This window comes from Pseudomonas sp. Hz4 (assembly GCF_054898165.1).
This window is the reverse complement of the sequence record NZ_CM142719.1, coordinates 3,754,660-3,780,105: the sequence shown is the minus strand read 5'-3', so window position 1 is coordinate 3,780,105 and position 25,446 is coordinate 3,754,660. Positions and strand designations below refer to the sequence as shown.

At 58.5% G+C, this 25,446-nt stretch carries 22 protein-coding genes and 5 pseudogenes; 10 read left to right on the top strand and 17 right to left on the bottom strand.

Going from position 1 to position 25,446, the window contains the following annotated elements; all coding sequences use genetic code 11:
• Nucleotides 1-103: 103 nt before the first annotated feature.
• The 5 genes and pseudogenes from ACYZTR_RS17180 to ACYZTR_RS17160 all read right to left on the bottom strand — a co-directional run.
• Nucleotides 104-1,528, bottom strand: coding sequence for an undecaprenyl-phosphate glucose phosphotransferase (locus ACYZTR_RS17180; protein WP_461972752.1), 1,425 nt, complete (start codon nt 1,526-1,528; stop codon nt 104-106).
• A gap of 596 nt (nt 1,529-2,124) precedes the next feature.
• On the bottom strand, nt 2,125-3,309 hold the full coding sequence (locus ACYZTR_RS17175) for an acetyl-CoA C-acyltransferase family protein (protein ID WP_461972749.1): 1,185 nt from the start codon (nt 3,307-3,309) through the stop codon (nt 2,125-2,127).
• A 211-nt stretch (nt 3,310-3,520) separates the two neighbouring features.
• A pseudogene (locus tag ACYZTR_RS17170) lies at nt 3,521-3,664 on the bottom strand (response regulator); the annotation flags it as partial.
• 152 nt (nt 3,665-3,816) lie between these two features.
• Entirely contained in the window at nt 3,817-4,074 is a 258-nt protein-coding gene (locus ACYZTR_RS17165) for a DUF2790 domain-containing protein (protein ID WP_461972747.1), read from the bottom strand.
• A 125-nt stretch (nt 4,075-4,199) separates the two neighbouring features.
• A pseudogene (locus ACYZTR_RS17160) lies at nt 4,200-4,343 on the bottom strand (alpha/beta hydrolase); the annotation flags it as partial.
• Nucleotides 4,344-4,431: 88 nt separating this feature from the next.
• Between ACYZTR_RS17160 and ACYZTR_RS17155 the strand changes: the two are divergent.
• Nucleotides 4,432-4,653 carry a hypothetical protein gene (locus ACYZTR_RS17155; protein ID WP_461972745.1) on the top strand — a complete coding sequence of 74 codons (222 nt, stop codon included), beginning with the start codon at nt 4,432-4,434 and terminating at the stop codon, nt 4,651-4,653.
• A gap of 175 nt (nt 4,654-4,828) precedes the next feature.
• A pseudogene (locus tag ACYZTR_RS17150) lies at nt 4,829-4,972 on the top strand (spermidine/putrescine ABC transporter substrate-binding protein PotF); the annotation flags it as partial.
• 3 nt (nt 4,973-4,975) lie between these two features.
• On the opposite strand, the gene ACYZTR_RS17145 reads toward ACYZTR_RS17150, so the two are convergent.
• The 3 genes from ACYZTR_RS17145 to chrA form a co-directional block, all read right to left on the bottom strand.
• Complete coding sequence (locus ACYZTR_RS17145; protein ID WP_461972743.1) at nt 4,976-5,488, bottom strand: DUF6644 family protein; 513 nt, start codon at nt 5,486-5,488, stop codon at nt 4,976-4,978.
• Nucleotides 5,488-5,838: a DUF6152 family protein gene (locus ACYZTR_RS17140; protein ID WP_461972741.1), complete on the bottom strand. Its 351-nt coding sequence runs from the start codon at nt 5,836-5,838 to the stop codon at nt 5,488-5,490. Before ACYZTR_RS17140 ends, ACYZTR_RS17145 begins: the two co-directional genes overlap by 1 nt.
• Before the next feature lie 168 nt (nt 5,839-6,006).
• Complete coding sequence (gene chrA, locus ACYZTR_RS17135; protein ID WP_461972740.1) at nt 6,007-7,215, bottom strand: chromate efflux transporter; 1,209 nt, start codon at nt 7,213-7,215, stop codon at nt 6,007-6,009.
• A 184-nt stretch (nt 7,216-7,399) separates the two neighbouring features.
• On the opposite strand from chrA, the gene ACYZTR_RS17130 reads away from it, so the two are divergent.
• From ACYZTR_RS17130 to ACYZTR_RS17120, 3 genes are read left to right on the top strand one after another with little or no spacing between them, the layout of a single operon-like run.
• A complete protein-coding gene (locus ACYZTR_RS17130) occupies nt 7,400-8,371 on the top strand; it encodes a tripartite tricarboxylate transporter substrate binding protein (protein WP_461972738.1) in 972 nt (323 codons plus the stop codon).
• On the top strand, nt 8,368-8,862 hold the full coding sequence (locus ACYZTR_RS17125) for a tripartite tricarboxylate transporter TctB family protein (RefSeq protein WP_461972736.1): 495 nt from the start codon (nt 8,368-8,370) through the stop codon (nt 8,860-8,862). The genes ACYZTR_RS17130 and ACYZTR_RS17125 overlap by 4 nt, the downstream gene beginning before the upstream one ends.
• Nucleotides 8,863-8,886: 24 nt before the next feature.
• Nucleotides 8,887-10,395: a tripartite tricarboxylate transporter permease gene (locus tag ACYZTR_RS17120; RefSeq protein WP_461972734.1), complete on the top strand. Its 1,509-nt coding sequence runs from the start codon at nt 8,887-8,889 to the stop codon at nt 10,393-10,395.
• Between the two features lie 61 nt (nt 10,396-10,456).
• Here ACYZTR_RS17120 and ACYZTR_RS17115 read toward each other — a convergent pair whose 3' ends face one another.
• From ACYZTR_RS17115 to ACYZTR_RS17095, 5 genes and pseudogenes are all read right to left on the bottom strand, one after another.
• Nucleotides 10,457-10,876, bottom strand: coding sequence for an organic hydroperoxide resistance protein (locus ACYZTR_RS17115; RefSeq protein ID WP_461972732.1), 420 nt, complete (start codon nt 10,874-10,876; stop codon nt 10,457-10,459).
• A 224-nt stretch (nt 10,877-11,100) separates the two neighbouring features.
• The gene (gene msrA, locus ACYZTR_RS17110) at nt 11,101-11,607 is read right to left on the bottom strand and encodes a peptide-methionine (S)-S-oxide reductase MsrA (RefSeq protein ID WP_461972730.1); all 507 of its coding nucleotides are present in this window, start codon (nt 11,605-11,607) and stop codon (nt 11,101-11,103) included.
• A 54-nt stretch (nt 11,608-11,661) separates the two neighbouring features.
• Nucleotides 11,662-11,913 (bottom strand): hypothetical protein, encoded by a 252-nt coding sequence (locus tag ACYZTR_RS17105; RefSeq protein ID WP_461972728.1) that lies wholly within the window; start codon nt 11,911-11,913, stop codon nt 11,662-11,664.
• A 94-nt stretch (nt 11,914-12,007) separates the two neighbouring features.
• The gene (locus tag ACYZTR_RS17100; RefSeq protein WP_461972726.1) at nt 12,008-12,409 is read right to left on the bottom strand and encodes a GFA family protein; all 402 of its coding nucleotides are present in this window, start codon (nt 12,407-12,409) and stop codon (nt 12,008-12,010) included.
• Between the two features lie 197 nt (nt 12,410-12,606).
• A pseudogene (locus tag ACYZTR_RS17095) lies at nt 12,607-12,780 on the bottom strand (nuclear transport factor 2 family protein); the annotation flags it as partial.
• A 225-nt stretch (nt 12,781-13,005) separates the two neighbouring features.
• On the opposite strand from ACYZTR_RS17095, the gene ACYZTR_RS17090 reads away from it, so the two are divergent.
• From ACYZTR_RS17090 to ACYZTR_RS17080, 3 genes and pseudogenes are all read left to right on the top strand, one after another.
• Nucleotides 13,006-13,692: a DUF72 domain-containing protein gene (locus ACYZTR_RS17090; RefSeq protein WP_461979772.1), complete on the top strand. Its 687-nt coding sequence runs from the start codon at nt 13,006-13,008 to the stop codon at nt 13,690-13,692.
• A gap of 246 nt (nt 13,693-13,938) precedes the next feature.
• A pseudogene (locus tag ACYZTR_RS17085) lies at nt 13,939-14,694 on the top strand (MCP four helix bundle domain-containing protein); the annotation flags it as partial.
• Nucleotides 14,689-15,552, top strand: a complete 864-nt coding sequence (locus ACYZTR_RS17080; protein WP_461979770.1) for a methyl-accepting chemotaxis protein — start codon at nt 14,689-14,691, stop codon at nt 15,550-15,552. The pseudogene ACYZTR_RS17085 and the gene ACYZTR_RS17080, both read left to right, overlap by 6 nt.
• Nucleotides 15,553-15,556: 4 nt before the next feature.
• Here the strand turns inward: ACYZTR_RS17080 and ilvD are convergent, their stop codons facing one another.
• Nucleotides 15,557-17,239: a dihydroxy-acid dehydratase gene (gene ilvD, locus ACYZTR_RS17075; protein WP_461972724.1), complete on the bottom strand. Its 1,683-nt coding sequence runs from the start codon at nt 17,237-17,239 to the stop codon at nt 15,557-15,559.
• Nucleotides 17,240-17,623: 384 nt separating this feature from the next.
• Between ilvD and mqo the strand changes: the two genes are divergently transcribed.
• Both mqo and ACYZTR_RS17065 read left to right on the top strand, forming a co-directional pair.
• Nucleotides 17,624-19,279: a malate dehydrogenase (quinone) gene (mqo, locus tag ACYZTR_RS17070; protein ID WP_461972722.1), complete on the top strand. Its 1,656-nt coding sequence runs from the start codon at nt 17,624-17,626 to the stop codon at nt 19,277-19,279.
• Nucleotides 19,280-19,565: 286 nt separating this feature from the next.
• Nucleotides 19,566-20,492, top strand: coding sequence for a Gfo/Idh/MocA family protein (locus tag ACYZTR_RS17065; RefSeq protein ID WP_461972720.1), 927 nt, complete (start codon nt 19,566-19,568; stop codon nt 20,490-20,492).
• 85 nt (nt 20,493-20,577) lie between these two features.
• On the opposite strand, the gene ACYZTR_RS17060 is transcribed toward ACYZTR_RS17065, so the two are convergent.
• Genes ACYZTR_RS17060 through ACYZTR_RS17050 form a run of 3 tightly spaced genes read right to left on the bottom strand, consistent with a single transcriptional unit; the run spans nt 20,578 to nt 24,991 of the window.
• A complete protein-coding gene (locus ACYZTR_RS17060) occupies nt 20,578-21,906 on the bottom strand; it encodes a TolC family outer membrane protein (protein WP_461972718.1) in 1,329 nt (442 codons plus the stop codon).
• Nucleotide 21,907: 1 nt separating this feature from the next.
• Nucleotides 21,908-23,248 (bottom strand): HlyD family type I secretion periplasmic adaptor subunit, encoded by a 1,341-nt coding sequence (locus tag ACYZTR_RS17055; protein ID WP_461972716.1) that lies wholly within the window; start codon nt 23,246-23,248, stop codon nt 21,908-21,910.
• A gap of 6 nt (nt 23,249-23,254) precedes the next feature.
• Nucleotides 23,255-24,991, bottom strand: a complete 1,737-nt coding sequence (locus ACYZTR_RS17050) for a type I secretion system permease/ATPase (protein ID WP_461972714.1) — start codon at nt 24,989-24,991, stop codon at nt 23,255-23,257.
• Between the last annotated feature and the right edge of the window lie 455 nt (nt 24,992-25,446).

The window sequence follows — 25,446 nt, the reverse complement described above, 5'->3', positions numbered from 1 at the left end:
GCTGATGTAGAGAAAGAGGTCAAGGGCTTTAGTATCGACCCCGATGAGGTTGAGCGTACGCTAAATCTGTTTCCGTCATGACAGCTTCCTGGGGAAGGTCGGGCTAGTAAGCATGCTTGCCGGAGAAGGCAAACACAGTCCGTACAAGAATGACGAAATCGAGCCACAGCGACCAGTTGTTGATGTATTCGATGTCTGAGTCAACGCGCCGGATCATCTGCTCTATATCCCTCGTTTCACCTCGATATCCACGTACCTGAGCCAGGCCTGTGATGCCCGGTTTAATGTTGTGACGCGCAAAGTAGCCCGAGACGTCGGGCGAGTACTGCACATCGTGTTGAATAGCGTGCGGGCGCGGACCCACCAGAGACATTTCTCCCATCAAAACGTTGAATAACTGCGGTAGCTCATCCAGGCTGGTTCGCCGAATAAAAGCTCCAACCCTGGTCAAGCGTGGATCATTTTTTTGTGCCTGCTTGACGATGCCGTCTGACGGCTGATGGACGACCATGCTTCTGAATTTCCAGATACGGAAAACTTCTCCACTCCACCCCATACGTTGCTGACGAAAGAACACGGGGCCGGGGTTATCGATCTTAATCGCAATGGCAACAACGGCCAGCACGGGTGCCGCAAAAAGCAAGATGAGAAAAGCCAGGACTTTGTCCTCAAGGTTCTTCAGAAACAGACGCATCCCCATCAGCGGAGTTTCAGACAAGGTCAGCACGGGAATGCCGGCAATTTCGCGAACACTGTGGTTGATCAGGCGCAACGAGAAGATGTCAGGCACCCAGTTAACAGAGATGTGTTTATCGAACAGCCTTAAATAAACATCCTGGATAACCTCTGAGCCACCCAGAGGCGTCACAAAATAGACGGTACGAATGGCGTGTTTAATGACTATCTCATCAAGTTCGGAGATATCGCCCAGTATCAACAGACGTTGTGTGCCTTCCAAAACGTCCTTTCCCCGATCATCGTCTGCGCCAATCAACACACATCCGACGATGCGTTCACCGAGCCAGGGATTATTGCTGATTTTCTTGTGAAGATAGCTGGCCAGTTCACCCGAGCCAATAATAAGAGCGTTTTCCAACTGCGTCGAATGCGCCAAAAACTTCTTCTGCATTTCGCGTGTCGCCAGGTGCAAAACCAACTGAGCAAAATATCCAATAACAAATAACTCCCCAACCAACAATCGCGAGTACTGTTCGCTTTGTTTGGTTAGAAAGGCCATGGCAACGAGAAAACCAAATGTTGCAGTCCACGCCTTTAAAAGTTTGAAGGCTTTGACGGTAAATCCAACGTTGCTGCGGTAAATAGCATAGTGGTCGTACACGACGGCCAACGCCCCAAGCAGCAGCAGGAGCAGGATGACGTAGTCCTGCGTTATGAAGCCGATATGATAATGGATCAAAAACCACGCGACGCCGGTCACCGCAACGCAATCGAGACCGGCCTGAATGACGATACTGGTACTGCTTCTTCGCTGGAGTACTGAACGGGTACTGTTGGGTTCAAAAATCATTTTCAGACCTCATTTACTTCCCCTCGCGCTCAATGATGACGAGAATCAGTTCAAATTGCCCACGCTTGATAGCGTTAGCGTCACCGGCAAGCTACTCATACTTTTTATAAGCCCTTCACCATCGAAATTAGCAGACTTGGGAGAATATGGTGACGTGCTATCACTTTAGCACCACTGCGCAATCAATCACTCAAACGAAACGGTTTCAGTCAACCTTCTGCGCAACGTCGAGCTGATTGGGCTTGACACCTGAGTTCCAGACCGTCGCTAACGCTTGAAAAGACAACAGCAAGCCCCATCGCGGCGTCTGCCATCAGTGCTCTGTCAGTAGTCGGGACTGTTCGCAGAGAGGCTGGACGCGCAGTGATCACTGGGTGTTCGGGAGTGCTTGTTTAAAAGCGTTTGGTGGTGTCACCGGTCTACTAACTCGCACACAGCCGCCACCCTTTCGTGTAGTGCTAACCGTATTGCCACTGCCCGTGGACGTGCGGTCTTTGAGGCTTATACCGAGCTGAAATGGGAGTGCATTGAGCAATGACTCCATCGTGGTAAAACGACACGGCGCCCGCAATGGGCGCCGTCAGCGTTTGGGTCGATCAGACGCGTTCGAACAACACGGCGATGCCTTGGCCGCCGCCGATGCACATCGTCGCCAGGGCATAGCGACCCTGAACACGGTGCAGTTCATGAATGGCTTTGGTGGCAATGATCGCGCCGGTCGCGCCGACCGGGTGGCCCAGCGAAATCCCCGAACCGTTCGGATTGACCTTCTGCGGGTCGAAGCCCAATTCCTGCGCCACGGCACACGCCTGAGCGGCGAAAGCCTCGTTCGACTCGATCACATCCAGATCAGCGACCGTCAGACCTGCGCGTTTGAGTACCAGCCGGGTGGCCGGAATCGGACCCAGCCCCATCAGTTCAGGCTCGACACCGGCATGGGCATAACCAACCAGTCGGGCGATGGGCTTGAGGCCTTGCTCGCGAACCATCTGACCTGTGGCCATGATCAGTGCGCCGGCACCGTCATTCAGTCCCGACGCATTGCCGGCGGTGACGCTGCCGTCTTTTTTGAACGCAGGTTTCATCTTGCCCAATTGCTCGGCACTGACATCTGCCCGGACATGCTCGTCCGTCGCAAACGTTACAGTACCTTTGCGAGACGCCACTTCGATCGGCACGATCTGCTCGATGAACCGGCCTTCGGCAATTGCCCGGGCAGCCCGTTGTTGGCTGACCTGCGCCAGTTCATCCTGGGCCTGGCGAGTGATGCCATAGCGTTCGGCGATATTTTCCGCGGTGATACCCATATGGAAACCGGCAAACGGATCGTGCAGAACACCGAGCATGTAGTCGATGGCTTGCATATCACCCATCCGTGCGCCCCAGCGTGCCTGCGGCAACAGATACGCGCCGCGGCTCATGGACTCGACGCCACCGGCCAATGCAGCACCTGCATCACCCAGCATCAAACTTTGCGCGGCGCTGACAATGGCCTGCAAACCAGAGCCGCAGAGGCGGTTGACGTTGAAGGCCGGCGTCTCTTTCGGCAGGCCGGCATTCATCGCCACCGCGCGAGCGATGTAGGCGTCACGTGCTTCCGTCGGGATCACATGGCCCATCACCGCGTGACCGATGTGTTCAGGTGCCAGCCCTGATCGTTCAATGGCGGCGCGGCAAACGTCAGTCGCCAATTGAATGGGCGGTACATCTTTGAGCGAACCGCCGAAGCTGCCGATGGCCGAGCGGACGGCGCTGATAACAAAAATGTCGGATGGATTCATGTTGATTCCCCTGGAACAGTCCTGGATTCGATTGTGTTTCAGTACGTTTATTGTAGGGCGAGTCTAGAGTCGGTAACGTTATTGGCCTATGCCAAAACTGCTCAAGGGGGGTGGTGTTTTTTGCCATTTCAGATGAAGTAGATTTTAGATCCACCTGAACAGGTCGAAAGCGCAGAAAAATTAAAAACTCCGGAGCAAGCCCCCTCGCCACAAGTGTGGCCCAGCCATCCATTTTCGGCATCATGACGTCCAGCACAATGACGTCGAAATCGTTCTTCAGGGCCAAGTGCAAGCCATCGTCGCCATCGCGCGCCAGGCTGACGGAGTACCCGAGTTCCTGCAGGCCGTTGAGCAGTTAATTGCCTGCTTTGGGTTCGTCTTCGGCTACGAGGATGTTCATGGGAATCGGCCTGGTTCAAGGGTTAGCAACATAGAGCCGGAGGCGGGCTACAGGGGCGAGACATTGGCGCCAGTGTAGCCCGATCCCCTGTGAGTCCAGGCGACTGATCAATTATCACCAAGGCAATCCATGCCCTGGACTTGGTAATCCAGCACGTGCTTGCGACCCTGACGGTCGAGGTAAATGAGCTGCGCGGGGACGATGCCGCATTCTTGCGAGATGGTATTGCTGGAGAGGTCTTTGGCGATATCCAAGTGGACGAAGAAACCGACCTTGTCGTGGATGACAGGTTCGGCGGTCTGAGTATCGGCAAACGCCGAACCCGTGGCGAGGAGAGCGGCAAAACCGAGGATTAACATTTTCATGATGATTCCCTCTATTCAGGGCGGGTTGGCTGCCGATGGGTTGCCTGGCAGTGAATCCAGGTTAACTAGGAGATCCGGACAGTCGACCCACAGTTCAATGACAATTTTGTAATAAAACGGCGCCGGCGTTCCAGATCGGGGTTGATGGTCTGGTCGAGGCTGGCGACCGCGTACCAAGACGGCTTGGTGTGCCAGGCCGCGGCGGTGGTGCGGTCGGTGAACAGGGTTTTGGCGATCAGTTCCATCGCCTTGTCATGGGGCACGTCACTGGGCCATCCCTCAACGCCGTACGTCGGAATCGAGGAACGGCCATTCATGTATTACTTCCAAAGGACGTCACCGCCTGGGAATTTGACTATGAATGATGATCGCAAACAGGAAGCCCTGGACGCCTGGTACCAGCTCCTGAAAGAGCCCCAGATCCGGATGGATTGTGAAGAACAGTACGACGAACTGCTGAAAGCCGCCGATGAGATGGAGCGCACCGGGCTCATCAACGGTGCTGAATGGCGCAAGCTGGTTAAAGAGGCGGGCGCCGCTTTCGCTAATGCGACAGAAGGGTTAGGGCGCGGAATATAGTGCTCAAACCGTCGTGGTCAAACTTCGCCGGCTTGCTGTTCGGCCTGTTGGGCGAACCATTGCATGATCAGCGAACAGGCTGGATGAGAGGCGGCGGAGGTTGCAGGTTCAAGGCGTAAATGCCCCGGGTCTTCAAGGGTTTGCCGAACAGAACGACGGCCTTGCGGCGGATTAGTATGTTGTTCCGGCCGTGAAGCAGGACCGGGCGATTTACCCGCCGACAACGGTGTTGGACAAGTTGTTCACCGTCGAGGAACTCCCCGCTGCCATTGCACGGTTGACTACCCGCCTGTGGACCAAGTTGAAAACCAATACCTGATGATCAGGTGTACGCCAATAGCCGGCCGCACAACACCACGCTGATCCATAACGCAATCGACAGCAGTGCCTGGACTTTTGCGATTCCAGGCGCCGCAGCCCCCGTGTTCCACTGGGTGACCGAGCGGTATATCCCGACGTGGAAAAGCGCGGCGTTGACCCCCGCAGTAGCGATCAGGCACAGCTTCAAGATAAAAATGTCATTCGATGCGAAGTCATGGGGGTGGGCTGAAAACATCAGCAGCCCGGCGGGCACGATCAACAGCAGGGTCGCGATGGACCAGGTCAGGAGGTGGCGGGCCAGGGCCGTCACCGCAATCTCTTTCGACAGCCCTAGCACCCGCAGATCGAACATCACGACAGAGCCGACAAGCACCGAAAATCCAATGATGTGAACCACCTCAACCATCGGATACAGCCACAAGTCGCCGCGCATTGCCGCCCCAAGCTGCGATTCACCCACCCAGTCCAGCCAGTTATACGGACTCGAACCAGCGCGGGTATCGATGGCCTGCATCAGCGCAACTCTGTGGTTTTGTCGCCGACCGTGATGCGTTCGGCACGCAGTTCATCGGGGTTGTTGCGATTCTGATAGCCGACCACGGTGGCCGTGTTACCCACACTCAGCATGTCCCGGGAAAGGCCGCGGTTCTCCATGCGCGAAGGCGGTGCCAGGACGACGTTCCAGGTGTTGTCTTGTGTTTTGAGGCGCACGAACCCGTGAGGATGGGAGTAACCGGATTCTTCTATCGTGCCATTCAGCTGCAAGGTGTTGCTGGAGTCGTATTCACTCCAGCCGTGATGCGCGAACGCCGCCGTTGCAGCCAGCAATAGTGACAATCCAATGCTGCCGAGCATGCCTTTCATGACAAGTCTCCTGTTGCAGATCATTGATCAACGTGAGTCCTGACGGACTTTGAATCACACAGGGTTTTTAGAATAGCCGGACATTTTTCAGCACTGCGCCGACCAAATGTTTCTGAAGAAGTAGATGTTTGAATATCAATAGCTTGCTTGTCGGCTATTGCTCGTTCCTTACAACATGACGCTCAACAGCCACCCCGCGACCCCGCAGCCGACAACCACCAGCCACGGCGGGAGTTTCCAGAACATCAGCGCAACCAGGGCGACCAGGGCCAAACCGAAGTCTTGCGGCTTGAAAATGGCACTGGTCCAGACAGGTTGATACAGCGCGGCCAACAGCAGGCCGACCACCGCTGCATTCACGCCGACCAGTGCGGCCCGTGTGCGCAAACTGCGGCGCAACCGTTCCCAAAAAGGCAAGGCTCCCACGATCAACAGAAAGGACGGCGTGAAGATCGCCAGCAAGCAAAGCATGCCGCCGATCCAGCCCGACGGGGCGAGGTTCATCGACGCGCCGAGGAACGCGGCGAACGTGAACAAGGGGCCGGGTACAGCCTGCGCGGCGCCATACCCGGCCAGGAAGGTTTCGTTGCTGACCCAGCCGGAAGGCACCACCTCAGCTTGCAGCAGTGGCAAAACGACGTGCCCGCCACCGAACACCAGCGAGCCGGACCGGTAGAAGGCATCCACCATCGCCACGGTTTGATTGGGCAGCAGCTGGGTCAAGAGCGGCAGGCCAATCAGCAATGCCAGAAACAGCGACAACCATATCACCCCAATCCTGGGGCTGATCGTGATCGGCAGTGGATCGTGCTCGGCACTCTGATCGGGTTTGAACAACAGAAGGCCGGCTAAGCCCGCGGCGGCAATCACGCTGACCTGTCCCCAGGCGGACGGTTCAAGCAGGGCAACGCAGGCCGCCATCGCCATGATGGAGACTCGCAGCACGTCCGTGCACAGGGTTCGCGCCATGCCCCAGACCGCTTGCGCAACCACCGCGACGGCCACCACTTTGAGGCCATGCAGTGCGCCGGGCGAGAGGGCCGTGCCATATTGTGAAATGCCCAGTGCAAACAAAATCAGGGCAACGGCCGAAGGCAGCGTGAAGCCAGCCCAGGCGGCCAGCGCCCCGCGGTATCCCGCCCGAGACACGCCCAGCGCGATGCCGACCTGACTGCTTGCCGGCCCCGGCAGAAATTGGCACAGCGCCACCAAATCCGCATAACTGCGCTCAGTCAGCCAGCGCCGTCGTGTGACGAACTCATCGCGAAAGTAGCCCAGGTGCGCAATGGGCCCGCCGAATGAGGTCAATCCAAGGCGCAGGAAGATGAGAAACACCGACCACGCGCTGCTGCGGTCACCGGCATGAGTGTTGGCCATGTATTCACCTTCCTGGTTCGAGCGGGTCCGGTTCAATAGTCGAATGACGATAGCGAATTCGTTGAATGCCGTCTCCCTAACCATGGCCTACGCTTATCCGCAGGCCAATGTTCATTGAGCAGGGTTTCTCCCTGATCAACGTTCATCCGGCACCTATAAAAACAATGCAATAGGGAGACCACTCATGTCCGCTTTGTTCCATCGATTCAGCCGCTGCATCGCTACGGCCATTACCGCTGCCGCGCTCGCGACACCGGCCTTTGCGCTGGACACCGTCAAGTTCATGGCCCCAGGTTCTGTGGGTGGCGGTTATGACCAGACCGCCAGGGTCCTGGGCAAAGCCTTGATCGAGGCCAACGCGGCCAAATCCACTACCTTCGAAAACAAGGGCGGAGCAGGGGGGACGTTGGGGCTGGCGCAGTTCGCCAACAGCACCAAGGGCGATCCGGATGCGCTGCTCGTTGTCGGCGCGATCATGGTCGCTGCCATTGAACAGAACAAGCCGCAAATTACCTTGAAGGACGTGACGCCGATTGCCCGGCTTTTTACCGAATACAACGTGATTGCTGTCCGCAAGGAGTCTGAGTTCAAAACCCTGGAGGACTTGCTGAACGTCTTCAAAGACAAGCCGACCAGTATCGCTTGGGGCGGTGGCTCCAAGGGGTCTATCGATCACATCGGCATTGCCGAGCTGGCCGCTAAACTCGGTGTTCCGGTCAACAAGGTGAATTACGTCGCCTTCGCGGGTGGGGGGGAAGTCGTTGCTCAGGCATTGGGCGGGCAAATCAAGGTGATCACCGGTGGTTATGCCGAGCTGGGCCAATACATCCGAAACGGCCAGTTCCGTGTACTCGCCATCGGCGCGCCGGAGCGCATTGAAGGCATCGATGCACCGACGCTCAAGGAGAAAGGCTACGACGTGACCATCGGCAATTGGCGTGGTGTTTACGGTGCCGCGAATCTCACGCCTGAGCAGCGCAAAGCAGTGACCGACGCGGTCGTTGCCGCTGCCAACAGCAAGGTCTGGAAAGAAAATATCGACACCAACAAATGGTCACCCAACATCCTGACCGGCGATGAGTTCGGCAAATTTGTCGACGAAGAGCACGTGCGGCTGCGTGCGATGCTGGTCGAAGTCGGGCTGATTTCGAAATGACCCAGCCTCGCGCCATAGTGCCGGTACAACTGGCGATCGGCGCCGCAGTGATTGCCATCAGCGCAGTGTTGGCGTTCGGCGCGTTTCGGTTTCCTCCCGAGATGGGGTTCGTCATCCTGGGGGCCCACGTCTATCCGTACGCCATCGCGGTGTTCCTGGGGGGCGTCGGTCTGTTGCTGTGTTATCAGGCAATCACCGGTGGTTTCCGCGGTTTGGCAGACCACCGCGACGAATCTGCCAAAGCGCTGCCCGGCGGCAAACTCGGCGCAGCCTGGGTAACTGCGGGGCTTGTGGGGGTGGCCGTGCTGATCAACCTCATCGGGTTCGTCTTGGCGGCCGCGCTGCTGTTTGCCTGTTCGGCACGGGGTTTTGGCAGTCGCCGTCCGGTGCGCGACCTCGCCATTGGCATGGCCTTGACCCTGCCGATTTACTGGCTGTTCAGCGCCGGGCTAGGGGTTTCCCTGCCGCCCCTTGTCAACGCCTGGATCTGACCCGGGCCGAAGGAGGTAAACAAGGTGGAAACTCTCGCGAACCTGGCCATTGGTTTTTCCGCTGCGCTGACACCGATCAATTTGATGTGGGGCTTTATCGGCTGTTTGCTCGGCACAGCCATTGGTGTCTTGCCGGGTATTGGACCGGCGCTGACCGTTGCGTTGCTGCTGCCGATTACCGCCAAGGTCGATCCAACGGGAGCCTTGATCATGTTCGCCGGTATCTATTACGGCGCGCAGTTTGGCGGCTCCACCACCTCGATCCTGCTCAATACGCCCGGTGAATCGTCCTCCATGGTCACGGCCCTGGAAGGCAATCTCATGGCCCGCAACGGTCGGGCAGGGCCGGCCTTGGCAACGGCTGCGATAGGCTCATTTGTGGCCGGCACCATCGCGACGGTGTTTCTGACCCTGTTTGCCCCCATTGTCGCCACGCTGGCGCTCAAGTTTGGTCCTGCAGAGTATTTCGCGATTCTGGTGCTGTCCTTCACGACGGTGTCTGCGGTACTCGGCGCTTCAATGCTGCGCGGTTTCGCCTCGTTGGGGATTGGACTGACCATCGGCTTGATCGGCCTGGACTCGACCTCGGGCATTGCCCGCTACACCTTGGGGGTGCCGGAGTTGGTTGATGGCATCGAAGTCGTGCTCGTGGCGGTCGGGTTGTTTGCCGTAGGCGAGGCCTTGTACAGCCTGCTTTATCAAAAGGAAGAAGCGACCGGTCGGCACCGCTTGACCTCGCTGTGGATGACGCGCTCTGACTGGAAACGATCGGTTCCCGCCTGGCTACGGGGCACGATGATCGGTTTTCCATTCGGCTCGATTCCGGCTGGTGGCGCTGAAATTCCGACGTTCCTGTCCTATTCGGCGGAACGCAAACTGAGCAAATACCCGGAAGAGTTTGCGGGCAGCAAGGGCGAGGGTGCGATTGAGGGGGTTGCCGGTCCCGAGGCGGCCAACAACGCGAGCGCGACGGGTTCTTTGGTACCGCTGCTCACGCTCGGCATACCGACGTCCGCCACCGCGGCGATTCTGTTGGCCGCGTTCCAGAACTACAGCCTGCAACCGGGTCCGATGCTCTTCCAGACGTCGGGGGAGTTGGTTTGGACCCTGGTGGCCTCGCTGTATATCGGCAACGTGATCCTGTTAGTGTTGAACCTCCCCTTGGTGGGCCTTTGGGTCAAGCTCCTGCAGATTCCCCGGCCGTATCTGAACGCCGGCATTCTGGTGTTTGCCACCATCGGCGTGTACGGCATGCGCCATTCTTCCTTCGATCTGTTGCTGATGCTGGCGATCGGTTGGGGCGGCGTGCTGATGCGCCGTTTCGATTTTCCCGTCGCGCCCGTGATCGTCGGCATGCTGCTCGGGCCCATGGCTGAGAAGCAGCTGCGCAACGCCTTGTCCATCAGTGAGGGAGACTGGCTGGTGTTTGTGACGCAACCCATTGCAGCCTCGTTCCTCGCGCTAACGCTGCTGGTGCTGGTGGTCCCGCATCTGCTTCACGCCCGCGGTATCAAGTTGCATGAGGACGATTGAGCGGCTTGCAGCAATTGCCAGCACAGCCTGCCGGAAAGGCAGGCCGCACAGGGTGTTTTGGTTAAACCAGATTGATCGTGACGTCGATGTTGCCACGGGTCGCTTTGGAGTACGGGCACCTCTGGTGGGCGCCATCCACCACCGCCCGTGCGACAGCAGGGTCCAGGCCCGGAAGGCTTACATTGAGGCGCGCCTGAAGGAAGAAGGCGTCTTCGGTCTTGCCCAGGTCCACTTCGGCATCGACGGCGACGTCAGTCGGCAGGGTCACCTTCAATGCGGCGGCCGCCTTACCTATTGCACCGATGAAACAGGCCGACCAACCTGCCGCCAGCAGCTGTTCGGGATTGGTGCCACTCCCTGACGAACCCGGGGCGGAAAGCTTGACGTCCAAACGTCCGTCGTCGCTTTGCGACTCGCCGTTACGGCCCCCGGTCGTGTGGGTCTTGCCGGTATAAAGCACGGTATCGATTTCATTGATCATGAGGTGGCTCCTGCATGGGTGTTGGGCTCTTTAGCCTGGGTTCATCGGAGAACATCAGGTTTGCGACGCCACCCACTTTTTCACCTTCATGTACTGCGTATGTGTCCTGATCCAGGGGTTATGTATCGCTGTGTAAGATCGCCCGCGAACATACAGAGCGTTACAAATCCGGGGCAGAAACGGTCTCGTCGACGCCGTCGGCGGGACCGCTTTTGACCTCACCATCACCCTCGTTTGGGCAGCTTCCAGTTTGGCCGAATGAAATGGCAGGTGTAGCCGTTGGGATAGTGTTCGAGGTAGTCCTGATGTTCCGGCTCTGCTTCCCAGAACGGGCCTGCGGGCAGGATCTCAGTGACGACCTTGTCGGGCCAGAGGCCGGATGCATCAGCGTCGGCCACCGTGTCCTCGGCCACCTGTTTCTGTTCGTCGTCGAGATAGAAGAGTGCTGAGCGGTAGCTCATACCCACATCGTTACCCTGACGATTCTTCGTCGTCGGATCGTGGATCTGGAAGAAAAATTCGAGGATCTGACGATAGGTGATCTGGTCCGGATCGAATACGATCTCGATCGCTTCCGCGTGTGTGCCATGGTTGCGGTAAGTCGCGTTGGGCACATCACCGCCCGAGTAGCCTACCCGCGTGGACACCACGCCGGGGTAGCGTCTTAGCAAATCCTGCATGCCCCAGAAGCAACCACCGGCCAGGATGGCAGTTTCAGTTCGCGTCGTCATAGTACGGTCCTCCCATCAGTGAATTTAACTTCAAGCCGCGGGTTGTCGCATCAATCATAACCACGACTCAGCAACACGGCGGTCCAGCGCTTCCCAATCAGCCATGCCCAACACTCTGGTCGTGTTGAGGCCTCGCAGGTAACCCCTGAGCTGATTGGCCGATGCACGCCGCGCGTCAGAGTGGGTAATGTCGTCGTGTAGCGCTTCCTCGTAGAGCTGCAGGTACTCGGCCACCCGGTCGCGGAACTCCGGCAACACGGCCTCAAGAATCAAGTCGAAAGTCCGCAGCTTCTGATTGGCATTCACGGTGTCATCCCAGGAGAATTTGAGGGTTGTTGTCCGGTTTGGCGGATCGGGTATCAATGTACCTCATATGGATTCGCCTTTTGTCCGAAAGCTATCACCCCGTCCGTGACCACTGATCTTCGATTGCGTACCACGGCGCTTTCGAATCGACGCATACGTGTTTCTGTTTCTCACTCAGAAACGGCGTATCCAGCGTGCCGATCGCCACTGACATCCACTCCAAAAATGCGCCCTTGGAATCAGACCAGAACAGCGAAGAGCCGCAGTTGCTACAGAACTGTCGAGAGACGCCTTCAGACGAGTGATAGGTTCTCAGCGTTTCGACGCCCGCGATGACCGTAATCGCAGACCTGGGCGCGCTTGCATACGTTGCGAACGCTGCCCCGTGGCCCTTGCGACATTGGCTGCAATGGCAATGGGTAACCGCTTTCAGCTCGGCGGCCACACGATATTTTACTGTGCCGCAGAGGCAACTTCCTTGGTGAAGTCCATCCATGTTCATCGTTTCTCAGGTGTCGGTTGCGTCACTGTAGCGTTCTGGTGCGGGGGTTGGCGAGTGGGGTGAAACACGAGGCTCGCTGGCCTTTTCTACGATTGGCCGCAGTTTGAATCGGCAGACATGACCGCCACGCACCTTGCACTCCGTGTGATCGAGTTGCCTGGCAGGAGGGTGTCCCCTTCGTTACGCAAGAATCAGAACTTGAACGCTTGTCGACCTACCAGCAACCAGTGGCCTTTCTGTTTTTGCCAACTCTGGAAGTTCTCGGTTTCTGTTGGCACCACTTCGGTGCCCTTGAGTGCTTGTGCCGAGAAGTGATGGCGGACCAACGCCACGTCTGACACGGTAATGGTCTGGTTCTGCATTTGTTGTTGTGGGTAGTCAGAACGACAGTGAAAACTATCACTCATCGGTCATCATGGAACCTAGCATGCAGCCGAGGCAAAAAAGAACTTGTGTTGAGGGCTTGTCTCGAAGTTAAGTTCGAGGCGGTACTCCGAAAATGAAGGTGAAAACTCTTGGCTGGGGCGAATCTGGACTCGTTGTTTTACATCGGTTGTGCGGGCTGGAATCTGCCTCGTGAGCACTGGCCGATGTTTCCTGGCCACGGCACGCATTTGCAGCGGTACGCGTCGCACCTGACGGCGGTAGAAATCAACAGCACGTTTTATCGCCCGCATCGGCCGCAAACGTATTTACGCTGGGCGAAGTCGGTACCGGAGCCGTTTCGTTTTTCGGTCAAGGTGCCCAAGCTCATCACTCATGTTCAGCGATTGCAGGATTGTGAGCGGCTGCTGGATGAGTTTCTTTCCCAATGTACGGCGCTTGGCGATTCGTTGGGTTGTCTTCTGGTTCAGTTGCCGCCGTCACTGGCTTTCGACGAAGGCATCGCCACAGACTTTTTCCTGGCGCTGCGGCAGCGTTATGCTGGGGCTTTGGTCCTTGAGCCCCGGCATGAAACCTGGCTGAACGCAGACGCTTTGTTGATTGAGCAGCGCGTCGGGCGGGTCGCGGCTGATCCGTCGCCGATGACCGGTGGCGGGACACCGGGCGGCTGGCCTGGAATCCATTACTGGCGGCTGCATGGCTCGCCGCGTATTTATCACAGTGACTATGAGCCGGATCGATTGCAGGCGTTGGCGCAGCAAGTGCAAAACTCGGTGCGGAAGGGGATCAACACCTGGTGCATCTTCGATAACACCGCCAGCGGGTTTGCACTGGGCAATGCCCTGACGTTGCAGGCCTGCATCGACAAGTTCAGTACTGCTGATGGTTCCTGATAGTTCGAACAAAAAAACCAACCGAAGCAAAGTCTTTTTATGGCCGGGCGTCGTCGGCGTGACTCGCCACTACTCTGCTGCTTGATCAGGGCGCAATCAAACCGGCAAGACACCGCATGTCGTAAAGACATGCGCGTATGGATGTTCGCTTAAATAACCGCTCGCGCCAGCCGATAGCCTCTTCAGCAAACCAATCCGCAGTTGGCATTACGCAACTGACAAACGTGACGAGAGAGGATCCACAGAGTGTCCATAAAATTACGTTTGATTCTGCTGATTGGCACCGGCCTGCTCACCGCATTGATCATGAGCCTGGTCAGTTATTGGGGGAACACCCAGATGGCTGCAGCGGTGAATGACAACGAGGTCAGTATGACCGCGCTGCGCAATCACCTCGAAGCCGACATGATGCACGACGCATTACGCGCCGACGTGCTGTCCGCGATGGTGGTGGGCTTGGGCAAAAGTACCAGCAGCAAAGCCGAGGTGCGCAGTTCCATCGAGGAACATGCGGCGCATTTTCGTGACATGCTCGGTGAAAACCTCAAGCTGCCGGTCAACGACACCATTAAAGCGGGCCTGAACAAAATCAAGCCAAGCCTCGACAACTACATCAGCGCAGCCGAACGGATCGTCGGGTTGGCGCTGGAAAATCCGGAAGCTGCTCAAAAAGATCTGGGCACCTTCAATACTGCGTTCAGCCAACTGGAAGACCAGATGGCCGCTCTCAGTGAACTGATCGAAACCAACACCCAACAGACCAGCGCCGGCACTCAAAAAGTCATCAGCAACGCCAACTTCACCCTTGGCAGCGTACTCATCGCCAGCCTGTTATTGCTGCTCGCCCAGGGCCGCTGGGTGATCCTGAGCATCATGGGACCGTTGCAGGCCGCCAGCCGCATCGCCCACAGCATCGCCCATGGCAATCTGAGCGAACCGATTGTCGAGCCCATTCAGAAGGACGAAGCCAGCGCGCTGATTCGCAGCCTTGCGACCATGCAGCGCGACCTGCGCGGCATGATCGAAGTCGTGCGCAGCAATGCCCATGGCGTGAGTGGCATGAGCGAGCAATTGAGCAGTGGCTGCCACGAAGTGGCCGGTAGCAGCCAGCAGCAAAGCGTAGCGGCCAGCACCATGGCGGCTGCAGCCAGCGAAATGACCGCGAGTATCGAGGAAATTACCCGGCATGCCGAGCGGGCGCTGAACATGGCCAATCAGGCCGAGGCACTGGCCAAGGATGGCGGTCGGGTGATCCATCAGGTGGTCAACGATATGGACGGTATTGCGCGTTCGGCGCAGCAATCGGCCCAGGTGATCCGCACGCTGGACAAGGAGTCCGAGGGGATTTTCAGCATCATCCAGGTGATCAAGGGCATCGCCGATCAAACCAACCTGCTGGCGCTCAACGCTGCGATCGAAGCGGCTCGCGCCGGTGAGCAAGGGCGTGGTTTTGCCGTGGTGGCCGACGAAGTACGGAGCCTGGCGGGACGCACCAGCGCCTCCACCCAGGAAATTGCCACGATGGTTTCACGCATCCAGCAAAGCACCCGCGAGGCGGTGACCAGCATGGAGGCGGGCGTGGCGCAGGTCGACAAAGGCATGGCGGTGACCGCCGATGTCGAGCGCGCCATTCGGGAAATCCTCGACGCCACGCTGAACACCACTCAGCTGGTCAATGACATTACCCGCACCATCGGTGAGCAGAGTCTGGCCAGCAATGAAATCGCCCATCAGGTGGAGATGATTGCCGGCATGTCCGAAGGCAACAGCAAGGTCATTGGCCGGACCGCCACCACCACCGATGAACTGTCCACCCTGGCGGGCAAGCTCTCGCAGTCGGTGGATCGGTTTCGGCTTTGAGGCGTTAGAGGTATTTATCCGTGACGGCGCCTTCCGAGGCGCTGGACACGGTCTTCGCGTACTTGGCCAACACCCCGCGTTTGTACTTGGATTCCGGGCGCACCCAGCGGGTTTTGCGCTCGGCCAGCTCGGTGTCGGAGACATCGACCGTAATCTGCCGTGTTTCGGCATCGATGGTGATCTTGTCGCCGTCTTCAATCAGCGCGATCGGCCCGCCATCAAAGGCTTCGGGCGTGATATGCCCCACCACAAACCCATGTGAACCGCCGGAGAAGCGGCCGTCGGTGATGAGCGCAACGTCCTTGCCCAACCCCTTGCCCATGACCGCCGACGTGGGCGAAAGCATTTCGCGCATGCCGGGCCCTCCCTTGGGACCTTCGTAGCGGATCACGATCACATCGCCGGCCTTGACTTCGCCGTTTAGAATGCCCGCCAACGCACCTTCCTCGCCGTGATACACACGAGCCGTGCCTTCAAAGCGCAAGCCTTCCTTGCCGGTGATCTTGGCCACCGCGCCGGTGGGCGAGAGGTTGCCGCGCAGCACCACCAAGTGCGAGTCCTTTTTGATCGGCTGGTCGAAGGGCAGGATCACGTCCTGACCCTCGGGGTAGTCGGGCACGCTTTCCAGGTTTTCGGCCAGCGTTTTGCCGGTGACCGTCAGCGCATCGCCATGCAGCATGCCGGCGGCGAGCATGCGCTTCATCAGCGGCTGGATGCCGCCGATGGCAACCAGTTCGCTCATCATGTATTTGCCGCTGGGGCGCAGGTCGGCCACCACCGGGGAAACCTTGCCCAGCTCGACGAAATCATCCAGCGTCAGCTCGACATCCACGGCATGCGCCATGGCCAGCAGATGCAGCACGGCATTGGTCGAGCCAGCGAGGGCGATCACTACCCGAATCGCATTTTCAAAGGCTTTGCGGGTCATGATGTCGCGCGGTTTGAGGTCCAGCTTGAGCAGCTCCATCACTTGCTGGCCAGCGCGGAAACTGTCTGAAGCCTTGGCGCTGCCGACGGCGTCCTGAGAGCTGGAACCGGGCAGGCTCATGCCCAACGCCTCAATGGCGGACGCCATGGTGTTGGCTGTGTACATGCCGCCGCAGGAACCGGGGCCGGGAATCGCCACTTCCTCGATGTGCTTGACCTGAATCTCGCTTATAACCCCCCGCGCGTGCTGACCCACGGCCTCGAACACAGAGATGATATCGGTGTGACCGGCGCCCGGCCGGATGGTGCCGCCATAGACGAAGATGGAAGGGCGATTCAGCCGCGCCATACCGATCAGGCAGCCCGGCATGTTCTTGTCACAACCCCCCACGGTCACCAGACCGTCAAAGCCTTCGCAGCCGGCCACGACTTCAATGGAATCGGCGATCACTTCGCGCGACACCAGCGAATACTTCATGCCCTCGGTGCCGTTGGCGATGCCGTCGGATATGGTGATGGTGTTGAAAATGACGCCCTTGGCGCCGGCGGCATTCGCGCCTTTTTCGGCTTCAATGGCCAGCTTGTCGATGTGCATGTTGCAGGGCGTGACCATCGCCCATGTGGAGGCGATGCCGATCTGCGGTTTTTTGAAGTCTTCGTCCGTGAAACCCACGGCCCGCAGCATCGCGCGGCCGGGCGTGCGCTCCACGCCGTCGACCACATGGGAGGAATATTTGCGCAAATCGTCTTTGTCGCTCATGACTGCTCCTCACCGGCTCACGAGAAAAATCAGGATCAGTATAGTGGACCCGGCGCCCGTGCCCGGACTATCAAGTCGGCAACAGACGCGCGGGTTTGTCCGGTCGTGATATTCTTCGCCTCAACTTGCTTTGACCTATTCAGTTTGCGCGTCCTTGAGACGCGCCAACAGAATCACTGTCGCTCAAGTAGCTGAAGCCAATAATGATAAAAAGTCAGTTCAGTAGGGACATATAAACTGAGGTCGATGGAGACACGTCGGCCTTGTGTGCCCTCCCTCCAATCGTCATGTGCGAGAACCCACGACATCCTGCCTGAATGCCGTAAACAAAGGGCTCGTAAGTGAAGATGGAAGGGCGGATGGCTTTTATCATAGGTGCTACACATGTTTAAAAAAATGAACACGGCCCTGCTGGGGCTGGCTTTGTCGATGGGGATCACGTCCGTTCACGCGGAAGAGGCAAAGAAAGTTGATGTACTGCTGATCGGCGGCGGCATCATGAGCGCGACCCTGGGTGTTTGGCTCAATGAGCTGGAACCCGGCACTTCGATGGAAATGATCGAGCGCCTCGACGGCGTCGCCCTGGAAAGCTCCAATGGCTGGAACAACGCCGGTACCGGTCACTCCGCGCTGGCTGAGCTGAACTACACCCCGGAAGACGACAAGGGCAACGTTCAGATCCCGAAAGCCGTTGAAATCAACGAAGCCTTCCAGATCTCCCGTCAGTTCTGGGCCTGGCAAGTTCAACAAGGCGTGCTGAAAAACCCGCGTTCGTTCATCAACTCCACGCCGCACATGAGCTTTGTGTGGGGCGATGACAACATCAAATTCCTGAAGAAGCGTTACGAAGCCCTGCAAGCGAGCCCGCTGTTCGCCGGTATGCAGTACTCCGAAGACCCGGCTGTGATCAAGAAGTGGGTTCCGCTGATGATGGAAGGGCGTGACCCGAACCAGAAAATCGCGGCCACCTGGAGCCCGATCGGCACCGACGTCAACTTTGGCGAGATCACCCGCCAGTTCGTTGCGCACCTGCAAACCACGCCAAAATTCGACTTGAAACTGTCCAGCGAAGTGCAAGACATCACCAAGAATGAAGACGGCAGCTGGCGCGTCAGCTACAAAAACCTGAAAGACGGCAGCAAATCCGAAACCGACGCCAAGTTCGTGTTCATCGGCGCGGGCGGCGGTGCACTGCACCTGCTGCAGAAATCGGGCATTCCTGAAGCCAAGGAATACGCAGGCTTCCCGGTAGGCGGCTCGTTCCTCGTCACCGAAAACCCGACCCTCGCCGAGCAACACCTGGCCAAGGCCTACGGCAAAGCCTCCGTTGGCGCACCGCCAATGTCGGTTCCGCACCTGGACACCCGTGTCCTGGACGGCAAGCGCGTCATCCTGTTTGGCCCATTCGCGACCTTCAGCACCAAGTTCCTGAAAGAAGGCTCGTACCTGGACCTGCTGACCACCACCACCACGCACAACGTGTGGCCAATGACCAAAGTCGGCATCAAGGAATACCCGCTGGTCGAGTACCTTGCCAGCCAACTGATGCTGTCTGACGAAGACCGCCTCAACGCCCTGAAAGAATACTTCCCGAACGCCAAGGCAGAAGACTGGCGCCTGTGGCAAGCCGGCCAGCGCGTGCAAATCATCAAACGCGATGAAGCGGCCGGTGGTGTGCTGAAGTTGGGTACTGAAATCGTTGCTTCCGCAGACGGCACCATCGCTGGTTTGCTGGGCGCATCGCCGGGCGCTTCGACTGCTGCACCGATCATGCTGACCGTGCTGCAGAAAGTGTTCAAGGACAAGGTTGCAACGCCGGCCTGGCAGGAAAAGCTGCATCAGATCGTGCCGAGTTATGGCACTCAGCTCAATAGCAGTCCTGAAAAGGTTGCACAGGAGTGGGCTTACACCGCCAAGGTGTTGCAGCTGACTCCGCCGCCGGTGATGGGTCAGGCGGTGGCCTCGGCTGCTGCTCCGGCGGAAGCGCCTAAGGCGCCGAAGGCGCCGAAGGCTAATGCTGCTCGTGATATGGCTCTGTAACTAGAGGCGTAATCGAAAAGCCCACTGAACCGGTAACGGTCAGTGGGCTTTTTTGTGTCTGGTATTCAGCACTTGTTGGCCGCGCAAATCTCAAGACTGACACCGTTCCTGTGGCGAGGGAACTTGCTCCCGCTGGGCTGCGGAGCAGACCTGAACACGTCGGATTCATTTTTTGGGGGTCTATCAGCTGCGCATCCGAAAGCATGTCATCAATGACTTCCCCGCTATACAAACGTAACCTTGCCAGTTCGCTTCCCAAGATAAAACAAAAGACCAGGAGTCATTGATGCAACCGATCCGTCTCGGTCTGGTGGGCTACGGCAAGATTGCCCAGGATCAACACGTTCCAGCTATCAACGCCAACCCCGCGTTCCAGTTGGTATCTGTCGCAACGCAAGGGCAGCCCTGCGCCGGGGTAGCGAACTTTCAGTCCCTGAGCGAACTGCTCGAAAACGGCCCGTCCGTCGATGCGATTGCGTTTTGCACACCGCCGCAAGGACGCTTCGTTCTGGTGCAACAAGCGCTGGCCGCTGGCAAACATGTGCTGGTCGAAAAACCGCCGTGCGCCACGTTGGGTGAAGCGATGGCGTTGGTGAATCAGGCGGATGAGCAAGGCGTCAGCGGTCTGTTCGCCTGGCATTCACGCTACGCACCCGGCATTGAAGCCGCCCGCAACTGGCTGGCCAACCGCACCCTGCGAAGCGTACAGATCGACTGGAAGGAAGACGTGCGCAAGTGGCACCCAGGCCAGGCATGGATCTGGCAACCCGGAGGTTTGGGCGTCTTCGATCCCGGCATCAATGCCTTGTCGATTGCAACCCATCTGCTGGCGCTGCCGCTGTTTGTCGAGTCTGCCGAACTGCGAGTCCCCAGCAACTGCCAGTCGCCTATCGCCGCTTCCATTAAAATGTCTGACGCGCACCACCTCGATGTCCGCGCGGAGTTCGATTTCGACCACGGTCACGACGAACTCTGGAGTATCGAGATTCGCTGCACCGAAGGCATCCTGCGACTGGATAACGGTGGCGCCCTGTTGAGTATCGACGGCGTGCGCCAAGCCGTATCGGAGGAGGGTGAGTACTCGGCGGTGTATCGACATTTCCAACAGCTGATTAACGACAAAGCCAGTGACCTGGACCTCCAGCCGCTGCGACTGGTTGCCGACAGCTTTTTCGTCGGCAGTCGGGCGTTGGTTGCGCCGTTCTACGATTAGCGTCCGCTCAGAAACGCAGAGGAGGGCGTCAGCAGGTAGAGAGCCCGGAAATGACTTCCTGGGTCTCATGCTGAAATTGCGAACGTCAGTGGGTGACCAACAGTTCCGGGCCGAGGTAGTCGTTGATGTGGTCGATATCGTCGTCGCCCAGACTGCCCACCGAAGAGGCCAGACGCAGGCGCGACATCAAGTAGCGCAGCTTGGCCTCGAACAGATCGTGGCGGGCAACGAAGAGCAGCTCTTCGGCATTGAGGACATCCGAGTTGGTGCTGGTGCCTCCTTCTTTGAAGCCTTTGCGTGTTGAAGTCAGCGAACGTTCGTTGGACTCCACGGCCCTCTCCAGCGCTTGAATACGGGTGGCGCCGCTCTGTACGCCGCGATACTCACGGGTGGTGCCGGAGATGACTTCCTGGCGCGTGGCGTCGAGTTCGTCCAGGGCCTTATAGCTATTGGCACTCGCCTGGCGTGTCAACGCGCTGGTGCCACCCCCGTTGTACAACGGGAGGTTTACTTCCAGCCCGATTGAGCCGTAGCGGTTGCGTTGATTGAGCTCGGAGATTGATTGACTATCGCCCGCGGTGTAGCCGGCAACGAAATCCAGTGTCGGCCAGTGGCCGGCCCTGGCGCGCTTTACTTCTTCTTCGGCGAGGTCGCTGCTATGACGGCGCGCATGGATCAGCGGGCTGTCGCTCTGGGCTTTGACCAACCAGTCCTGCAGGTTGCTCGGTAGCAGCGGTGGCGTATTGAAGTTCGGACGCAAGGTGGTCAGGGATTCGGGGGTTTCTCCGATGTGCTCCTCAAGCTTGCGGCGCGCATTGACCAGGTTGTCCTGCGCTTCGATCAGCTCAACCGCGGCGAGGTCGCGGCGAGCGACCGACTCGTCGATGTCGGTGACAGTGCCGGCCCCCAGCTCCATGCGCCGTTTCGCCGAGGCGAGTTGCTCATCGAAGGCGCTCAGCTTGGACTTGGCGAGGACGATGGTTTCGCTGGCCAAAAGCACGTCGAAATAGCTTTCGGCGAGGCGCACCGCGGCGTCCTGACTCTTGGCATCGAACACTGAGACGCTGTAGTCGGCACGCTGTTTACCTTGGCGGTACTCGGCCATTTTCTGTTTGTTGAACAGCGGCTGGCGCAAGCGCACGTTAGCGCCCTTTGAGTCGTAGTCGAGATCCCTTTCGACGCCGCTCTGGCGCTGGGTGCCATTGACCTTGTTGTCGTAGGCCGAGGCACTGATCTGCGGTAGCAAACCCGCCATGCCGATGGCGCGGTTTTCCACACCGGCCTCCTTTTCATGCACGGCGGCGCGATAGACAGGGCCTTGATACTGCAACAGATCCCAGGCTTGTTTGAGGTCCATGGCGCTGGCCGGGAGGGACACCGCTAGCAGGCAAAAGAACAGGCAAGGACGGTCCATTTCATTGTTCCTTGAAGGAGCTGTCGACACGTTCGAGCATCGGTTTTAGAAGATAGCTCATCATGTTGCGCTCGCCCGTCTTGATGGTGACGCTGGCGGGCATGCCGGGGCGAATGTGATTGCTGCCAAGAAGGCTCATACCATCGGGCGTGACTTCTACCTGAGCCAGGTAGAACGGTTCCTTGCTTTCCTCGTCGAGCAGGCGGTCGGCGGAAACGGTTTTCACGCGGCCGGGTATGTTCGGCGTCTGGGCATGGTTGAAGGCAGGGAAGGCAATGTCTACGGCCAGGCCGGGGAACATCTTGTCGATCGCCTGCACGGGAATCATCGCGTCGACCTGCAGCGGTTCGTTGTCCGGAACGATTTCCATGATCTTGAAGCCGGGCTGAATGATCCCGCCGATGGTCGCAATGCTCAGGGACTGGACGATGCCATCGATCGGCGAGCGGATTACCGTGTGGGTCACTTCATAGTCCAGCGCACGCAAGCGGTCGGCCAGGGTGGTGTTTTCCTTGGCGGTGTCGGTGAGCAGCGATTCGACTTCCTTCTGGTAATCGTGCTGGCGCTGCAGGATGCGCAGCTTGATTTCGGTGGTCTGGCTACGTATGCGAGCGATGTTATTGAGGTTCTCGGCCTGGCCAGCGGAGAGGTCGGCATTGCTGCGTTCCAGTTCAAGCAGACGGTTGCGCGGCACATAGCCTTCGGCCGCCAGCACGCGGGTGCCTTTTAGTTCCTGGTTGAGGAAGTTGATCTGCGAGGCGCGGGAGCCATAGACCTGCTGCAGTCCCTTGAGCTGAACCGCCGACGCCGCGAGGTTTTCCTGCAGGATGCTGATTTCGCCAGCGAGGCCGGCGCGCCGGGTGTCCAGCAGACGTTGTTGCAGATTCATGGCGGCCACCAGGCGGTGGTCATTCCCGAAGCGCTTGAGCAATTCGGGGTCGTAGTTCACCACATCGCGGCCGTCACGTTCCGCTTCCAGGCGGTTTTCCACCGTCTTGCTGACGATGTACTGGGCGCTGACCGCACCCTGTTCGGCAACGGCACGCAGCGAGTCGAGACGGACCACCTCCTGGCCTTTTTTCACCGCATCGCCTTCGCGAACAAGAATGGCCTCCACGGTGCCGCCGCTCAGATGCTGTACGGCTTTGCGATTGCTGGTGACTTTGACCGTGCCTGTCGCGACCACGCCGGCATCCAGCGGCGCCAGCCAGGACCACAGAAGGAAGCCGCCGAAGCCGGCGAGCACCAGCCACATGCCCCAGCGCATGGGTTTTCCGACGTCCAGATCCACCAGGTGCCTGGGGTCGGAATGAATCATGTCGGTGTGTTGGCTCATTTGCATGATCGGTTACTCCCGTGCTTTGACGGAGGCCAGCGGAGTTGACGCGCCTGCAGGCATCACACTGGCCTTGCGCAGCGCTGCGAATACTTCGTCGCGAGTGCCGAGCATCTGCACGCCACCGTCGCGCAGCATCAGCACCTTATCGACGGCGCAGAGCACATTGGGACGGTGGGAAATCAGAATGACGGTAGCGCCGCGGTTTTTGAGTTGGGCCAGCGCATCGACCAAGGCCTTTTCACCGACGTCGTCGAGGTTGGCGTTCGGCTCATCCAGCACAATCAGATTGGGTTCTCCATAAAGCGCGCGGGCCAAGGCGATGCGTTGCTTCTGGCCACCGGAAAGCGGACTGCCATCGGTGCCCAGATGGGTCTCATAACCCTGCGCTAAACGCAGGATCATCTCGTGCACTCCAGTCGTTCGTGCGGCGCGGATGACCGCGTCGCTGTCCACTTCGCCAAAGCGCGCAATGTTGTCGGCGATGGTGCCCTCGAACAGCTCCACGTCCTGTGGCAGGTAACCGAGCCAGGGGCCAAGTTCGCCCTTGTTCCAGGTGAATATGTCCGCGCCGTCCAGGCGCACCTTGCCGGCCTGTGCCGGCCAGACGCCGACCAACAGGCGGGCGAGGGTGGATTTGCCCGAGGCGGATGGACCGATAATGCCAAGGCTTTCGCCGGGGGAAAGGTTGAAGCTCACCCCGCGCAGAATCGTGTTGCTGGTGCCGGGGGCACCGGCATACACATTCTCCACTGCCACCATGCCCAGCGGCCGCTGCAGCGACATGCTCGGTGGCCGGCGCGGATAGTCACTCAGCATCTCGTTCAACCGCCCCCAAGCCGAACGGCAGCCAATCAGCTGCTTCCACGACGCGATGACTTGTTCCACCGGGGCCAGCGCGCGGCCGGTGAGGATCGAGCAAGCAATCATCATCCCGGGGGTGATCTTGCCTTCGATCGCCAGCAGCGCGCCGGCGCCGAGGATCAGCGACTGCAATGTAATACGCACGAAGCGCCCGGTGCTGCTGATCAGGGCGGCACGGTCTGAGGCCAGGGTCTGCATTTCCAGAATGCGCAAATGGCTTTGGTACCAGCGTTTGCCGATCGACGGCAGCATGCCCATGGCCTCGATGACCTCGGCGTTGCGCAGGTTGTTGTTGGCGTAGCTGGCGGAGGAGAGGGCGGCCTGATTGGCTTCGGCCAGCGGCTTTTGCGTCGCCTTCTCGGTGAGATAAGCCAGGCCCACCAGAATCAGCGAGCCGATCAGCGTGATCAGTCCGAGCAGCGGGTGGATCAGATAGGCGACCAGCAGGTAGATCGGCGTCCATGGCGCATCAAAGAAAGCGAACAGGCCATTGCCGGTGAGGAACTGACGCACCTGCGCGAGATCCTGCAGGGCCTGGGCCGGATTACCTCCGGCGCGGCTCAGGTTGCGCTCGAATGCTGCGGTGAAAATGCGTCGATTGAGGTCCATGTCGAGGCGGTTGCCGACCCGGATCAGCACACGGGTGCGGAACATTTCCAGCGTGGCCATCAGCAAGAACAGGCCTATTACCAGAATGGTCAACATCGTCAACGTTGTGACGTTTCGACTGACCAAGGCCCGATCATAGACTTGCAGCATATAGATGGCTGGCGTCAACATCATGACGTTGATGACGCCGCTGAATCCTGCTAACGAGTAAAAACTGCGGCGGAGTCGAAAAAGCGCGTCAGCCAGTTCGGATCGACTGCTCGACTGTTTGTGCATTTGGGTGACCCCTCTTCGAAAAGCCGTTGGCCCTTGCGGCGCAACAGCTAACAGATGTAGTCCGCAGGCAGCTGGTCGATAAGCAGGGTGGTCGCTCTAGGGCGGATCTCCTGCAAATCTCTGCGTTGCTTCCATAGGCAGCAGCGTAGGTGGCGTCGACACAATCTGAAATAACGTTTCGCTCTAATGCTGCGATGAACTGCCTATAAGTGTTTTAAAAACAGCTAGTTGAGAGATCAGTTACCAATCGTCTGTTTTATGCGTCGTAAAATTGACAATTTTTTGCTATGCACCTTTAGTCTTACTCATTGAGGGAACCGCCCGCCTCAAGCCTGTCAACTTTTTGGCAACGCAAGGCGCGATGATGTTCCCGAAGGAGCACACCATGTCGATTATTTCGTTCTTTTGCACAGTGAAGGGGCTGTGCCAAAAGTTCGCCTTTTCTTCAAGTTTCC

Excerpts from the sequence above, each read along its gene's own strand:
- ACYZTR_RS17145 (WP_461972743.1), bottom strand. The coding sequence starts at position 5,488 with ATGCAGGCCATCGATACCCGCGCTGGTTCGAGTCCGTATAACTGGCTG.
- ACYZTR_RS17175 (WP_461972749.1), bottom strand. The coding sequence starts at position 3,309 with ATGAATCCATCCGACATTTTTGTTATCAGCGCCGTCCGCTCGGCCATC.
- ACYZTR_RS17125 (WP_461972736.1), top strand. The coding sequence starts at position 8,368 with ATGACCCAGCCTCGCGCCATAGTGCCGGTACAACTGGCGATCGGCGCC.
- ACYZTR_RS17115 (WP_461972732.1), bottom strand. The coding sequence starts at position 10,876 with ATGATCAATGAAATCGATACCGTGCTTTATACCGGCAAGACCCACACG.
- chrA (WP_461972740.1), bottom strand. The coding sequence starts at position 7,215 with ATGGCCAACACTCATGCCGGTGACCGCAGCAGCGCGTGGTCGGTGTTT.
- ACYZTR_RS17130 (WP_461972738.1), top strand. The coding sequence starts at position 7,400 with ATGTCCGCTTTGTTCCATCGATTCAGCCGCTGCATCGCTACGGCCATT.
- msrA (WP_461972730.1), bottom strand. The coding sequence starts at position 11,607 with ATGACGACGCGAACTGAAACTGCCATCCTGGCCGGTGGTTGCTTCTGG.
- ACYZTR_RS17055 (WP_461972716.1), bottom strand. The coding sequence starts at position 23,248 with ATGCAAATGAGCCAACACACCGACATGATTCATTCCGACCCCAGGCAC.
- ACYZTR_RS17050 (WP_461972714.1), bottom strand. The coding sequence starts at position 24,991 with ATGCACAAACAGTCGAGCAGTCGATCCGAACTGGCTGACGCGCTTTTT.
- ACYZTR_RS17060 (WP_461972718.1), bottom strand. The coding sequence starts at position 21,906 with ATGGACCGTCCTTGCCTGTTCTTTTGCCTGCTAGCGGTGTCCCTCCCG.
- ACYZTR_RS17080 (WP_461979770.1), top strand. The coding sequence starts at position 14,689 with ATGCAGCGCGACCTGCGCGGCATGATCGAAGTCGTGCGCAGCAATGCC.
- ACYZTR_RS17140 (WP_461972741.1), bottom strand. The coding sequence starts at position 5,838 with ATGAAAGGCATGCTCGGCAGCATTGGATTGTCACTATTGCTGGCTGCA.
- mqo (WP_461972722.1), top strand. The coding sequence starts at position 17,624 with ATGTTTAAAAAAATGAACACGGCCCTGCTGGGGCTGGCTTTGTCGATG.
- ACYZTR_RS17065 (WP_461972720.1), top strand. The coding sequence starts at position 19,566 with ATGCAACCGATCCGTCTCGGTCTGGTGGGCTACGGCAAGATTGCCCAG.
- ACYZTR_RS17180 (WP_461972752.1), bottom strand. The coding sequence starts at position 1,528 with ATGATTTTTGAACCCAACAGTACCCGTTCAGTACTCCAGCGAAGAAGC.
- ilvD (WP_461972724.1), bottom strand. The coding sequence starts at position 17,239 with ATGAGCGACAAAGACGATTTGCGCAAATATTCCTCCCATGTGGTCGAC.
- ACYZTR_RS17090 (WP_461979772.1), top strand. The coding sequence starts at position 13,006 with ATGTTTCCTGGCCACGGCACGCATTTGCAGCGGTACGCGTCGCACCTG.
- ACYZTR_RS17165 (WP_461972747.1), bottom strand. The coding sequence starts at position 4,074 with ATGAAAATGTTAATCCTCGGTTTTGCCGCTCTCCTCGCCACGGGTTCG.
- ACYZTR_RS17155 (WP_461972745.1), top strand. The coding sequence starts at position 4,432 with ATGAATGATGATCGCAAACAGGAAGCCCTGGACGCCTGGTACCAGCTC.
- ACYZTR_RS17100 (WP_461972726.1), bottom strand. The coding sequence starts at position 12,409 with ATGGATGGACTTCACCAAGGAAGTTGCCTCTGCGGCACAGTAAAATAT.